The following is a 14,161-nucleotide window of genomic DNA, read 5'->3' on the forward strand; positions in this document are numbered from 1 at the left end:
ATTTTATTTTCAATTAGAATTGGAAACCAACTCCGAAAGATAATACACGGTTAGAAATTTTATCACCGTCGTTCGGGTTCAAGTTAGATAAACCTAAACCGTAACCAGCGTTGATTAAGAATCCGTTATTGAATTTGTAACCGCCTAAGAAGTTCACACCGGCATCGATTAAGTTCATGTCTTTATCATCGCCTGAAAATGAAAGATCTCTTTCTGCAGATCCTTCGAAGATTTCACTCCAATCACCAGAAGCTTTTTGTTTTCCAGAGATATTGAATCCTACGTATGGACCAGCACCTAAGAATACATTACCCGCACCTGCAGGGATGTAGTACACCGCATTTACAGGTACCTCGATAGACATAACGTTTTGCGTTAATTTACCATTAGCATTTGCGCTTTCGCCTTCGTATTTAGCACCTTTTCCTTGTAGGGAAACGCCGGGCTGAATAGAGAATTGGCTAGCTACGGGAATATCTGCATAACCTGTTACATAGAAGGACAGGTTATTTTTTTCCATATCTTCGAATGCTGAAGGCACACTTGAGTATTTACCTAAGTTTACACCAGCTTTCAATCCATAACTTGTTTGTGCTTGTGCACCTGCTGCTAATAAAACAACTGCTCCAAATGATAGTAATAATTTTTTCATAGTTCTAATTTTTATCTTTTTTAATGGTCAACATTCCTATTGACAGCGAAACACTTGCAAAGTTTAGACCAAAAACTTTTTTTCAGCAGTAAATTGATCTATAGAGTTATATATCAGTGTTTTATATTTCAAATTTCACTATGCAGGAAGCGTTTTCTGGAAGAATTGAGAGCTTCTCCCCTTCTTGCTAGATATTAATTCCATCAAAATCAAGGGCTTAGTCTAGTGGTTAAAAAATTACCTGTATAAAAAGCAAAAAACACTTTTATATATGAAAAGTAAATCCTATTTTTGCATGCCTGTAAAGGTAAAGGGTCGGATGGCCGAGTGGCTAGGCAGAGGTCTGCAAAACCTCCTACAGCGGTTCGAATCCGCTTCCGACCTCGTTTGAACATTAAAAAAAATATTAACAACAATGGGAGTTACACGTTTAAAAAGAAAAGATAGAAGAAACAAGACTGTTTCACGTGTTGAAGTACAGTTCTTGAAGCTTGGACGTAATATTGAATTAGGTTCAAGAAACCAAATGTCTGCAAAAAGCCAAATCGCTAAAAATGACGACATCTTAAACAAATTAGCTGCTGACGCAAAGTAAGTTATTGTTTAGTAAAAATATTAAAAGCCTTTAGTTTGACTAAAGGCTTTTTATTTGCTCGATAAGCTCGACGACACGCGCATAGGAAGTGCCGACGACATCTTCATCCATCCCCAGTACTGATTCTTGTTTATAGGTCATTGCAGAAGGCATACTGTCCTTCGCCGAAGCATGCACACTCCGAGCCCCGGTATAACGGATCAATTCCTTCACATTATTCGCATTCACCCCTGCCCCTGGCATAATCTCAATTCGTCCATTCGCCTGTTCAATTAATTCCTTGAGCAAATCGCGACCATCCCATGCTGTATTTTGTAAACCGGAGGTTAAGATGCGATCGCAACCTAACTCAATAATATCTTCTAAACTTTGAGATGGATTGTTACAACGATCGAAAGCGCGATGAAAAACTACACACATCGGCTTGGCTAATTTCACGAGCTCCTGCATGCGTGTTTTATCGACGGAGCCATCCTTGTTCAGGATACCGATAACCACACCATCACAGCCTAGTTCTTTACAGAAAGCAATATCTTCTTTCATTTCTTCAAATTCCTGCTCGTTATAAAGAAAATCGCCTCCACGTGGCCGAATAAGAACATGCAAGCCAATGGTTAAGGCTTTGCGCGCAAGCTTGAGTTGACCGTATGACGGGCTGGTGCCCCCTAGTTCTAAACTTTGACAAAACTCTACCCTACTAGCTCCTGCACGCTGTGCAGCCAGAGCCGCCGTTGGTGAGTTTGCACAAATCTCTAGAAATAGGTCATTTATTTTTTTTTCGCTCATAAATCAAAGATATTTCTTTTACTGCGATTAAATAGTATTTTAGATTAAGATTCAATCAATCAACCGCTTATAAAAACATATTACTTTAATTTTTGTTATACTGCTTACGAGCATCAAAAACTAAATGTTATGCCACTTATTTCAAAACATAAGGAAGTGCAGCTTCATCTCACCAGTATGTATGATTCGCTCCAGGATCGGATTGAGCATATGAAAAAGGAATTGCAAACCCACCGCTTTGATTATGAGCAGGCTTGCCATCGCCACATTGAATCGGGCTTTCAATTTGAGCAGGCTTGGCTGCGTGCCGATCGTAATTATCAGAATAAATTTAGGGAATTTGAGACCCACTGTATCCTTTCCGATATGCTTAGCGAATACCGGGATGAAGAAGGTAATTTCATTCATCTTTCCGAAATCACGCTGACCTTAGATTCTTTACTGTTATCCTTTATTCAGCAAGAAGCCTATGAGGTGTGTGCCATCATTAAAATGTGGAAAGATCATATTTACGCGAAATATCAATTAGTATAATATCATTTTTATCTGAACAAAAGTACCTTCTTGGCCAGCAACAAATTGGTTGAACAGGACATGTTTTCCGTCTGGGTGAAATAAGGGTGCTCCAACAAGGGGCAGTGCTTGGCTGTTAAAATTGGTCAACAGTTGCAGTTCCTTCGTTTCGATCGTAAAAATATACACCTGCTGATTAGCAAAGAAAACAAGCTTTTGGCCTTGGGCATCGATATTGATGGGGGAACTGATGGAGAATTCGAACTGGCTAAGCTGCTTGGTTTGCCCTGTATGGCGATCGCATTGCAGGATTTGGTTTCGCCCCTGCTCATCCTTCATCAAGGCATAAATAAAGGAACCATCTGGGCTTGCCCGGAGCCAATGCCGTAAATCGGATAGACCGGTCTTGGTATGGGTTAATCTCTTTTGTTGCATGCCGCGTGGCATCTGCGGGCGACGCCCCTGGCTTCCTACCGCCCTAGGATCGCTTAGGATCAATTCCTCGTCAATAGCACAGGTATAAATCTCCGTATGTATTTTTCCTTCTTTCGTCAGCGTGTTACCTTGGAAAGCAAGACTAAACATAGGACGATCTCCAACACGATCTTGCAGCCAACATTCATCAAAGGCCTTATTGATTTCATCAGACCCCCATTCCGGCACTGCTACGACCTCCGAACAGATGACAGCATAATATTCCCCCTGTACATTGCCGGGCTGCTCACGAACGGGAATAGGTGCTTTTGCCGGCATCATCACGCCTACCATGCGGAGCTGCGGGTCCACCAGCTCATCGTTGTAGGTAAAACTGATCATCTGCCCATCCGGGCGCCACATATGGGAATGGGTGCCCCCTCTTAGTGTTCCCGGATGATAAGGCGCATTTAAATCTCTACAGTCGGCATAGCTTGCTCTATTCGCCTGCTCCATATCCACAATAACCCCGGTACGGCGCGTAATATCGTAGGGTTTTTCTTTATTGGCATCCTGCAGACCATGGATGAAAACGACTTGGTTTGTTGCCGGATGAAAAGAAGCAGCCCCCACCCCTGGCCCATAGATGGATTGCCCCATGTTGTGGTAAATGGGAACCTCTTTTCCTTCTTGCATATCATAAACCCCAATGCTAGCGGTTCGGCCTATTTGGGTTTCATCATTGCGATAATCAAAGACGATGTATCGCCCGTCAGCAGAACAGGCCGCATTGTGGTGTAACATGTGCCCATGTGGGGCTTGGGTTAAAGTCTTTATTTCAGCCATTTTCTAATCTTGATAGCGTTTACAAAAATACAGCCAATCCGGCAGGGATAAAAGTAACCTAGCCTATTAAGGAATTTTCAACCCTATGGATTGTGCTAAGGCCTCATAATCACGTTGCAGCTGGTCTAAGGCGCGCTCAGTTTCTTCATCAAAAGGCTCGATATCCTGGCGGCGCGTATACTGCCCCATGGGAAAGCCTTGTTTTTCCAGGTAATACTTGGCCGAAACCGGGTAAGCATAATGCATTACATCCATTTGATCAATAAAAAACTGTTGAACTTGTTCTACCTGCTCCAACTTCTCTGTATCATCATAATGCTGACATAACCAAACAACTAATTCCGGAAAGTAGTTCCCTTGGATACAGGAAAGCCCTGCGGATCCTTTTTGTAAGGAATTAACCGCATGCACCATGTATGCATCATATAGGCCAAATCCAGGCTTTTGATCCGCCGCTTCAATCTTCCGTTGGATATGTTCGATATCCAAGGAAGTATCTTTATGATAGTTGACACGGCCAAGCTGCACCAATTCACCCAGAAAATCAGGGTCAATCAACCGCTTATAGGGCACGGGGCACTCATAGAATCCTAGTGGGATACCAGGTGTTAAGGCTAATAATTTGCGGACTTGTTCTTCGAAATAAGCATTGCTATCGCTTTCTTCGGCTAACAGACTCGTAATCACGATGACACTATCGATTCCAGTTTCATACATGGCTTGTACAAAGTCAGCCTGTTCCAGCAAACTGCCGGCAAAGGTTCCGGTTGCCACCACAGGCACGCGCCCCTTAACTTTTTCAACAATAAACCTTACAGACTGAAGCATCTCGGGCTTGGACAATTCAAACATTTCGCTGGAAAGACAATTGGCAAATAAACCGGCTGCACCTGCTTCTAAATAGAAGTCGATCAGCTTTTCTAAAGCCACATAATCAATAGATAGGTCCTCCTGAAAAGGCATAAGCATGACAGGAATAAATTTTTTAGGTTTATTCATAGGTAAAAAGATATGTTAGGTTAATTATTTACGTGTTCTGTTTTGTACGAGTAAACCGACCAAACAAATGGTCAGGGTTCCGAATACGATGATTAAATTACTGTGTAAAGGATATTTTAAGTAGGCTAAGTTTTCCGGCAATAAATAGGATAAGGACATCCATAGGATAAGGGTTACCCCCATAAGTACCGCGATAATCGCGGCATTGTTGCTTGCTTTTTTAGCAATAAGACCGAGCAGAAAGAGGCCCAGCATCCCTCCAGCAAAGATTCCGGAGAGTGTCCACCAGATGTCGAGCAGGCTTTTCACCCCAATCATGGCAATTCCACAGCACATACCAACGAGCCCCACGATGACGGTTGCCAGGTACAGCACTTTTAAGTTTTTTGCCTCCCCCCCATTTTTATTGATGTATCGCTTATAGATGTCTTCGGTAAATACAGTTGCGGAGGCATTCATGCCCGAGCTTATCGTACTCATGGCCGCCGATAATAAGGCGGAAATAATAAGCCCCAAAATACCGGTTGGAATCATGTTCACCATAAAATGAGGCATGACCTTATCGCCGTAATCTTCCGGTTTTAGTTGGCTGGCGAGTTGTTGCACCTGCATATCCTGCGCCGGCAAGTGCAAGCGTTCTGCTGCGGCTTGCAGCTTAATGGTTTGCAATAATTCCGGGTGCTGTTGGTAGTAGACAAATAAACAGGTGCCAATAATAAAGAACAAGAGGGATACCGGCACGTAGATCCAGACGCAGAGCCATACGGATTTATTGGCCTCCTTGGCGGAGCTGGCCGTATGATAGCGTTGGACATAGTTTTGATCCATACCGAAGTTATTCAGGTTCATAAAGAAGCCGTAGAGCAGCACGACCCAGAAACTGGAGGAGACCAGATCGAACTGAAAGGTTCCTAAACTGAGCTTGTCCATTTGAGCCGCTTCCTGAAAGATATGGCTGAAACCGCCCGGCACTTCACGCACCAGCAGGGCAATAATAATTAAAGCGCCGATGGTCTTTAAGATTCCCTGTACGACTTCTGTCCAGATAACGGCTTCAATACCACCCATGACTGTATAGATGACAATACAGACGCCAGTGATGAGCATAATGGCAATCATATTATAACCCGTTAAAGCCTGCAGGGTTAAGGAGATTCCAAAAAAGATGGAACCGATGCGCGCCAGCTGCGTCAGCAGAAAACAAACAACGGCATAGGTTCTAGCCCAGGTACCGAATCTTTTTTCCAGATTGGTATAGGCCGACACCTCACCCGTGCTCCGGTAGAAGGGCACAAAATACTTGGTAGCAATCCATGCCGCCAAGGGCATGGATAAACTAAATACAAAAGCATTCCAATTGCCCCCATAAGCCTTGCCCGGCACACCCAGAAAGGTATTCGAGCTTAAAAAAGTAGCGTAGATGGAAATACCGATGGCCCAGCCCGGAATACGCCCGGCCGCCTTGGTGAAATCATCGGCAGATTTATTCTTTCTGGAAAAATAAACTCCCACCAATACCATCGCTAACAAGTAAATGAGAATAATAACTATATCAATGATCGGCAAATTATTCATGGGCTTTATAATTGCGTTGAGTTAAGGATAAATAGCGCTGATAACGCTGTTGATAAATGGGAGCTAAGCCTTGATCAGGGTAATAGGTTGTTGCTACTGCTGGGCATAGTTTTTCTTGCGCCTCAGCCAGACTATCGAAAGCCGTAGCTGCCAGACTGGCAAAAATAACCGAGCCTAAAGCCCCAACCTGATCGGATTGCAGGACTTTAATTTCACGCTGCAAGACATCTGCGAGGACTTGCATGATGTATGGTGACTTTTCGGCAATCCCTCCTATCGCAATCAGTTCATGAATAGCCAATTCATAGGCTTCAAAGCGTTCAATAATAGCTTTAGATCCAAAAGCTGCGGCCTCCACTAAGGCTTTGAACAGCTGGCTACTCGTTGTGGCTAAGGTAAAACCATAGGCTGCCGCTTTCAATTCCATATCAGCATCGGGCGTTCTACGTCCGTTGAAAAAATCAGTAAAGATTAAATCGTCAAATGCTGGGGGTATTTGTGCAGCCTGCTGGCTTAGGTAATTAAAAAAATGTTCATCGTAAGCCTGAATTTGTTCAGGGGTCATCAGCGCGCCCAAAATAGACTTTAAGGGGGCTAGCATGAGCTTCTTGTACCACAGGAAAATATCGCCATAGGCCGATTGTCCGGCTTCATAGCCGACAAAACCTGGCAATATGGAACCGTCAACCTGTCCACAGATACCCGGCAGCAAGGTTGTAGCTTCCGCATAGGGTGCTATCAGCATATCGCAAGTGGAAGTTCCCATTACTTTCACCAATACATGCGGGCGTATGCCAGCCCCTACTGCACCGTGATGGGCATCGATTGCTCCAACAGTAACCAGCACCTCTTCAGAAAGGCCATATTGCCGAGCTAAATCCGGAGCTAGTGTGCCAAATACTTGATCTGAGGTATAGGTTTCCGTATAAAACGGGAGCTTGTATTTTTCAAAGCGCGGTTCTAAGCGATGGAAGAACTCGGCAGCTGGCAATCCGTCGTAGCTTTCATGCCACATAGCTTTATGTCCTGCGGCACAACGATTTCGCTTGACCTGTTGCAGCTGCTGTCCGCAGAGGTAATAAGGCACCCAGTCTGATTGTTCCATCCAAGTAGCCGAAGCCTGCCATACCGCCTCATCTTCCCGAATGATATGGGTTATTTTCGACCAGAACCATTCCGAAGAATAGATGCCGCCGGAATAAGCGGTATAATCGACTGCCCCTTGTTTTGCCAATTGATTAATCTGCGTAGCCACGGCTATCGCGGTATGGTCCTTCCACAATACAAACATGGCATTGGGATTTTCGGCAAATGCGGGCAACATGGCTAATACTTGGCCGGCTTCATTTAAGGCCACCGGTGTAGAGCCGGTGGTATTGGTCCCTATGGCGGCGACCTGTAATTTTTCCGCCGGCGTCAGGTCTTTCAACAAGCCTTCAAAAATACAGGCTAGCGCCTCGGTATAATCAGCAGGATGTTGTCGGTATTGATTCTTGGCCGGATTGCAATACAGGCCTTCCTTCCAGCGCTTAAATGGGGCTACCACCTGCTTGCGCAGGCTTAAACCGTCAAGGTCGTACAGAATGCCACGTGCGGAATCAGTTCCAAAATCTATCCCGATGATCAATTTATTTTCCATGGAATGCGCTTAACAACCACAAATGAAGGTGTGAATACCGAGTTGTTCAAAAACCAAAGCTTTGGCATACAGCATTTGTAAGGCATCGACCTTATCATCCACATAGACCACCTGAATATGGTTCGACTTATGCTTTGCCATCATTTGATCGCGACTGACGCCATCGAAAATAGCATGCATAATTGGCCATTCCGGGTTGGTGAGGGCCCATCGTCGCTCTGTTTCTTCCAAAGGCAGTTCAGGCACTGTCCCGAGGCCTAGATCGGCTTTTAATTGGCCGTCTTCAATATACACACGGCTCCAGACAATACGTCCGGGCTTGCTGATACCCCGTAAAGTACCACCGCCTTTTTTAAAGAACATTGGCGGTTGGCGTAAGCTTTGCGCGCCAGCATAGCCGTCGATAAAATGAGAGGCTGGGGCTGCGCCGGAAATCAATAGCACCCATACGAAGGCATCCTCGCCGGATACAGGATAGTCCTCGCCATAACGCAGGTCGTGCAGGGTATTATCCCCGTCCATACCGAAGCTTCTCCACAGCTGATAGGTAATATAGCCATCAATGCCGGCGCACTCGTCTACCTCGTTAAAATGAGGTAGCGCTTCTCCTTCAAACAAGATGTTTTGTTTTTTGCCTTGCACTGGAGGACGATGGCTATTGTTCAATAAGCCTTCCACCAAATCACTGGCCGCAACCAGGTCTTTTAAGCCTTGTTGATATTGGATACCAATGGTGCCGCAGCCAAACTCTTCCGCCAGGCGCAAAGCAGCAATATACATTTTAGCTTGCTCCAGACTTTGTCTAGGTGTTAGTTCTATTTCTTCATCGCTGCCCCACTGAAAGGACATCCCTTGGTCTTGCAGCCAGGTTAATACCGGTAAAGCTTCTTCATCTTGTATTTCCAGCATTTTCGCATATAGGGTCGATTGGCTTAAGCGTTCTTTAAAGAATCCCAAAGGATGCAATAAAGGATCGGGCACTATGGCATTAAACATGCCCATACAGCCTTCATCAAATACTCCCATAATCACTTTCTCTTGTTTGATTTTACGGGCGAGGTCTTCTGCTTTTGCCGCATATTGGCTATCCACATCCTGCGGATTAAACTGACGGACATGCGATTCATCCTGCACGATTTTGCCCGTAGCTAGCCATTCTTGTAATCCTTGCTGAAAGAAATCATCGGTAAAATCCTCACTCCATAGAAAGCTGTAAGGCACCTGTGCCTTGGTTAAGGAGCCAGTTAAATTCAAGGCGCCTACTAAGCCGGGAAACTGCCCGTCCCAGTTGGCAACAATTAAAATAGGGCCTTGGTGTGAAATAAGTCCGGCTAAAATATGCTGGCTATATTGCCATACGGATTCCGCGACGACTAAGGGCGCCTTCGGATCAATGGAGTTAAAAACTCGAATCCCCTCCCATTGATAATCGATAAAGCCATGTCCCTTTTCAGGATTATAAGGATGTGCTCTTTTTATTGTCCAACCATGTTGCGCAAAGGCTTGTGCTAACTTGGCTTCCATGGCTTGTTGGGTTTCCCAACAGCTGAGGTTGGCAGAGGGTCTTAAGTCTCCGCTACAGACTAAAAGTGCTTGATTTGTTCCCATTTTAATCATCTTGATTCATAATCAGTTATACGAAATAATAAAAATTCGCCAGGTAATCTATTTTAGAAATTAGCCGATATTTCTAATATATTATCATCTTTTAGGTCGGTTCATGATTTTTCTGTAAATTAGATGATACAAGACCAATTATTATGAAACCTAAATTTCATCAAGTCCCTAAGCAAAGTGATCATACCTTTCGCATTAGGCACGATCTGATGCCCAACTTCGGCACTATTTGGCATTATCACCCGGAAATTGAGCTTCACTATGTCATCAAAGGCCAAGGCCTAAAGTTTATCGGCGATAATATCAGCAACTTTCAGGAAGACGAAATGGTGCTTTTAGGCTCCAATATTCCGCATACCTGGAAATGTAATTTCACCGATGTATCCGAGCATTACGTCGAAGCTTTTGTTCTGCAATACCATCCGGATGCTTTTGGTAAAGAGTTTCTCCATATCCCGGAGACCTCTGATCTGTTAAAGCTATTCAACACCTCCAAAGCAGGGCTTTATATATTAGGGGAAACAAAGCAATGCATAAAGGCCTTGATGATAAAAATGCATGAGTCGAGTCGCCTGCGTAAGATTATTTACCTCTTGGAGATCTTCGACACCCTCGCCTCTTCCAATGAATACCAATTGATAACCCAAGAATACGCCATCAATAAGTACAATAGCATTGACGAAGAACGCATGAACAGTATCTTCAACTATACGTTTAAGAACTTTCAAGACAAGATTTACATTGAGGATATTGCCAATATCGCGAACCTGAGTGTCACTTCCTTCTGTCGCTATTTTAAACAGATGACGAAGAAATCGTACTTTGATTTTCTGACGGAGGTTCGTTTAAATCATGCTTGTCGATTATTAATTAATTCCAATTTTGCGATTAAGCAAATTGCTGAAGAATCGGGATTTGAGAACAGTTCTAACTTTTACAGACATTTTAAAATCTGGAAGAAATGTACGCCAAAGTCCTATATTCAGCAATTTAGCTAAAGGGCTTACGGATTGGCCTTACGCTGCAAATCCAGCAAAGGCTTATAGCTAATAAGATGGATATTCTTTTCCTTTAACAGCTGTCTTATCTTTTCACTTTTAGTAAAGACTTCCAATTCCATCATCCGCTTTTTCCAACTTCCTGTAAATACTTTTAAATCGTCCGTTTCTTTGGACGCATGAAGATATAATTCCGTTACGCCTGGTTTGAGGTTACTGATCACCTGCAACCAGAATTTTTCAACGTCATCTTTGTAATCCTTCAGTTCTTCATAGATTAAATAGTCTACAAACACCAAGCCTTGCGATTCACAGGCTTTCCGCAGATCAGGCATGCCATATTTGGCTAAAGTAGATTGCGATGCCATGCGCAAAGGAAGATTAAACTCTTTAGCCAAGCGCACGTATTGCTCTATATACTCTGCCTTCAATTGGAAAGTGCCCATATGCGAATCGATATGGGTAATAGGCAAGCCGTAATGCAGGGCTTTTTCAATTTGTGCTTTCCCCTCTAAATAGGCATGCTCAGCCTTGCCATGTTGATAAACTTCTTCTACAGAACGCCATAAGTAACCATTGGGATCCAATAAAGAGGAAACAGTATTGCTGGAGGCCACGGAAGACCATTTGTAATTCTTCCATTCCGAAGTCAGGACCATGTGCACCCCAAAATGCTTATCGGGATTAGCCTTTGCAAAGTTTACAATATCCAGGCTCCAAGGGCAGTTGAACATAATGGTTGAGGAGGTAATTAATCCTTCCGTCATGCCGCCAATGGTGCCTAAGTTTGATGCATAGCTCATCCCGGAATCATCGTTATTGATGATCAATAAAATATCTGATTTCTGATACCCCAACTTTTCAACCAGGGATTTCTCCTGGGCTTGCAAGCCGGGGATTAGCAAGAAGAGGGCAATTAAAAAGCCTAAAGTTTTCATAGTGCTATTTATTTATGTCGATAATCGGTTTTATTTGCTGCCTTGCTTTCCTTTTTGATGTAGAAAATCAATCAGTTGCAAGCCATAATCTGTTTGAATAATATTGACATGCGGGTATTTTTTCAAGAATTGATCGAAACCATTCTTCCCGGCCTTTTCCAAAGCATCGTAAGTCCCCAAGCTATTTAACCACACATGATAGCCCTTTGCTAAGAGCGCTTTCATCGTTTCTGCATCATAGCATTCTTCGTCAATATGAATATACTGAATAAAAGGATATTGTTGCACCTGCTTGATTTCGTGCTGATTATGCACCCGCGCAAGAATATCCATATCCGGTGCTAACTGATGAACGCGTGGAATATCTTGAATATCGTAGAGGAAGAACAACACTTCCTTTTCCATTTTATATTTTTTCACGAGGTTTACAATCCGTTCATAAGCATCCTGAGATTCCAGCTTAATATCGAGGTCCAATTTAGCTTTGCCCTTGGCCAAAACCAATACTTCCTCTAAGGTTGGCACCAGTTGATTGGTTGGCCGGCCTTGATGCGTAAGTTTAAGCTTCCGCAAATCGATGAGGCTGTAGTCCGTTAGCAAGCCTTTTCCCGTTGTTGTGCGATCTACTGTTTTATCGTGAAGAATAACCAACTGCTTGTCCTTTGTTTCCCGAATGTCTAACTCCAGAATCTGTAAGCCATGATCTATGCAGGATTGAATCATCTGCAAGGAATTTTCCGGATATTTCCCCTCACCCGTATTGGCGCGGTGTGCCACCACCCAGATGGGATCATCCTGCGTTGTACCGCTGTATTGCTGCAGTTTTTTGGCTGGCGCACAAGCAAAAAGAGTATGCCCAACCAAGATTAGGCATACTACATTCTTTAAGATTCCTTTACTGAAAGTTACCATGGTTTGCTTGTTCCTTGTAATAACCAAGGTTTCGACCATTGGCTGTTTTTACCACGCAATTTAGAATAAGGTGTTTCTTGCAAGCTGTTCATCGCTGCTTCTACATTTGCTTTATTCGCATTAATTTCATTATTTCCATAGATAAAGCGAACAGGAAGCACCGGCTCAGAGGAAGCTGGACCGGCCACAAACTTAGGGAATCCGGTTCTACGATAATCCATCCAAGCTTCTGTTGAACAGTTCCAACTGGCAATCCATTTTTGCTCTAAAATCTGTTCTACCGTTCCATTGTATTTCACGCCAGCCTGCGCAATATAGGCGGCATACTTATCGGCGATACCCCAAGCTGTTAGGGATGCTTTCACCCCTTCATTATAAAGGCTTTCGGCATTTCCGGTAATCCAATTCCGCTTGGCTGCTTCAGCGAGGATGAAATAGGTCTCCTCGGTTGTTGCCAGTCTTCTTTTGAGATAAGTTCCGGTAGATTGACGATACATCTGACTTAATTGCGAGACATGCTGATTTTGTACAATCTGTCCAGGCGTTGGATTTAAGTTGTAAGAACTAGGCTCTGGGGAGCCTGCAGGTACGCCTACATATTTCGCCGTATCTAATTTATAGCCCAGTTTTGCAGGGTTGTAATGGCGGGTAAATTTATTGCCGGCGGCAATTTCCGTCAGGTATTGGGCATAGGTCAAACTCACGTAGGTTTGCAGCACGCCATTTTTACGGATTACCGGATCTGTGGCCGTGGCTAAGGCTGGGTCTTCCACCCATTGGCAATGTACTGGTGCCGTCCATACGAACATGCGTGGATCCTTATTAGCCTTCAATTTATCCATGATGGTTTTGGCAATCTTCCGGCGTCGGAAGCCACTACCATCGGAGTCGAATTGATTGGCCAAGAACCAAGAATCGGCCGAAGTATTACCTAAATAAGACACCGCAGCGTTGTTTGCCGGGTTATTCAGGTAGACATTACTGTCGTATACCTTTTTGATGAGCTGTGCAGCTTCGGTTGGCATTTTTTCGGACAGCCGCATCGCATAGCGCAAGAGCAAGGAGTTGGCAAACTGATGCCATTTCTTTATATCGCCTTTGTACAATATATCATTGGCAGCAATAATCCCAGCATTGTTGTTGGCTTGGAAGAGTTCAGAAGCCCTTTGCAAATCAGCAAGAATACCTTTGTAAATGGTTTCCTGTTTATCGTACGTTGGCTGAAGGATATTTTGATTCGCTTTAATCGCATCAGTATAAGGCGCATCGCCCCATAAATCGGTTATAACCCCATAAGCAAAGGCGCGAACCAGCAAGGCGATGCCTTCATGCATCGGAAACTTATTGGCTTGTGCTGAACTTAACATCACATCATTATTTGCCAGTACCTCATACCATTCGCCCCAATCGCGAGCATCCCATTTATAATGGTTGTAGCCATCAAACCAGCCGTCTTCTTGCATATGTTGCACCACACCACTGGACACACTATTATCTAATACCGCATAATTTCCAGACATGCCACTTAAAATACCGGTCAACATTAAGTTTACATTGGCACGGCTCGGGTCTACCCCATTAGGATTGATATTATATTCAGATAAATTTTTACAGCCTGAGATGGTACATAACATCCCCGCTGCGAGTATATATTGTAAGAATCTTCTTTTCATGACA

Annotated in this window: 13 protein-coding genes and 1 tRNA gene; 4 read left to right on the forward strand and 10 right to left on the reverse strand. The window is 43.8% G+C overall.

All coding sequences use genetic code 11. The features are described 5' to 3' along the window. Window positions 1-13: 13 nt before the first annotated feature. A complete protein-coding gene (locus GQF63_RS01825; RefSeq protein ID WP_160367380.1) occupies window positions 14-652 on the reverse strand; it encodes a porin family protein in 639 nt (212 codons plus the stop codon). Between the two features lie 313 nt (window positions 653-965). Between GQF63_RS01825 and GQF63_RS01830 the strand changes: the two genes are divergently transcribed. Both GQF63_RS01830 and GQF63_RS01835 read left to right on the forward strand, forming a co-directional pair. Continuing rightward, window positions 966-1,036, forward strand: a tRNA-Cys gene (locus GQF63_RS01830). 31 nt (window positions 1,037-1,067) lie between these two features. Beyond that, a complete protein-coding gene (locus tag GQF63_RS01835; protein WP_160367381.1) occupies window positions 1,068-1,247 on the forward strand; it encodes a spore protein in 180 nt (59 codons plus the stop codon). Window positions 1,248-1,286: 39 nt separating this feature from the next. On the opposite strand, the gene GQF63_RS01840 is transcribed toward GQF63_RS01835, so the two are convergent. After that, the gene (locus tag GQF63_RS01840) at window positions 1,287-2,033 is read right to left on the reverse strand and encodes a copper homeostasis protein CutC (protein ID WP_160367382.1); all 747 of its coding nucleotides are present in this window, start codon (window positions 2,031-2,033) and stop codon (window positions 1,287-1,289) included. A gap of 129 nt (window positions 2,034-2,162) precedes the next feature. Here GQF63_RS01840 and GQF63_RS01845 point away from each other — a divergent pair, with 129 nt between their 5' ends. After that, window positions 2,163-2,567 (forward strand): hypothetical protein, encoded by a 405-nt coding sequence (locus GQF63_RS01845; protein WP_160367383.1) that lies wholly within the window; start codon window positions 2,163-2,165, stop codon window positions 2,565-2,567. On the opposite strand, the gene GQF63_RS01850 is transcribed toward GQF63_RS01845, so the two are convergent. The 5 genes from GQF63_RS01850 to GQF63_RS01870 all read right to left on the reverse strand — a co-directional run bounded on the left by GQF63_RS01850 (window position 2,559) and on the right by GQF63_RS01870 (window position 9,627). Then, a complete protein-coding gene (locus tag GQF63_RS01850; protein WP_160367384.1) occupies window positions 2,559-3,806 on the reverse strand; it encodes a DUF3748 domain-containing protein in 1,248 nt (415 codons plus the stop codon). The genes GQF63_RS01845 and GQF63_RS01850 overlap by 9 nt on opposite strands. Before the next feature lie 66 nt (window positions 3,807-3,872). Beyond that, window positions 3,873-4,805, reverse strand: a complete 933-nt coding sequence (locus tag GQF63_RS01855) for a dihydrodipicolinate synthase family protein (protein WP_160367385.1) — start codon at window positions 4,803-4,805, stop codon at window positions 3,873-3,875. Window positions 4,806-4,829: 24 nt separating this feature from the next. Next, a complete protein-coding gene (locus GQF63_RS01860; RefSeq protein WP_160367386.1) occupies window positions 4,830-6,380 on the reverse strand; it encodes a sodium:solute symporter family protein in 1,551 nt (516 codons plus the stop codon). Next, on the reverse strand, window positions 6,373-8,019 hold the full coding sequence (locus tag GQF63_RS01865; protein WP_160367387.1) for a ribulokinase: 1,647 nt from the start codon (window positions 8,017-8,019) through the stop codon (window positions 6,373-6,375). Before GQF63_RS01865 ends, GQF63_RS01860 begins: the two co-directional genes overlap by 8 nt. Window positions 8,020-8,028: 9 nt before the next feature. Beyond that, on the reverse strand, window positions 8,029-9,627 hold the full coding sequence (locus GQF63_RS01870) for a fucose isomerase (protein ID WP_160367388.1): 1,599 nt from the start codon (window positions 9,625-9,627) through the stop codon (window positions 8,029-8,031). Window positions 9,628-9,779: 152 nt separating this feature from the next. On the opposite strand from GQF63_RS01870, the gene GQF63_RS01875 reads away from it, so the two are divergent. Beyond that, on the forward strand, window positions 9,780-10,634 hold the full coding sequence (locus tag GQF63_RS01875) for an AraC family transcriptional regulator (RefSeq protein ID WP_160367389.1): 855 nt from the start codon (window positions 9,780-9,782) through the stop codon (window positions 10,632-10,634). A 5-nt stretch (window positions 10,635-10,639) separates the two neighbouring features. Here GQF63_RS01875 and GQF63_RS01880 read toward each other — a convergent pair whose 3' ends face one another. From GQF63_RS01880 to GQF63_RS01890, 3 genes are read right to left on the reverse strand one after another with little or no spacing between them, the layout of a single operon-like run. Next, window positions 10,640-11,572, reverse strand: a complete 933-nt coding sequence (locus tag GQF63_RS01880; protein ID WP_160367390.1) for a polysaccharide deacetylase family protein — start codon at window positions 11,570-11,572, stop codon at window positions 10,640-10,642. A 30-nt stretch (window positions 11,573-11,602) separates the two neighbouring features. Beyond that, entirely contained in the window at window positions 11,603-12,484 is an 882-nt protein-coding gene (locus GQF63_RS01885; protein ID WP_160367391.1) for a glycerophosphodiester phosphodiesterase family protein, read from the reverse strand. After that, window positions 12,478-14,157: a SusD/RagB family nutrient-binding outer membrane lipoprotein gene (locus tag GQF63_RS01890; protein WP_160367392.1), complete on the reverse strand. Its 1,680-nt coding sequence runs from the start codon at window positions 14,155-14,157 to the stop codon at window positions 12,478-12,480. The genes GQF63_RS01885 and GQF63_RS01890 overlap by 7 nt, the downstream gene beginning before the upstream one ends. Window positions 14,158-14,161 lie beyond the last annotated feature (4 nt).

The organism is Sphingobacterium humi, from assembly GCF_009768885.1.
Taxonomy (GTDB): Bacteria; Bacteroidota; Bacteroidia; order Sphingobacteriales; family Sphingobacteriaceae; genus Sphingobacterium; species Sphingobacterium humi.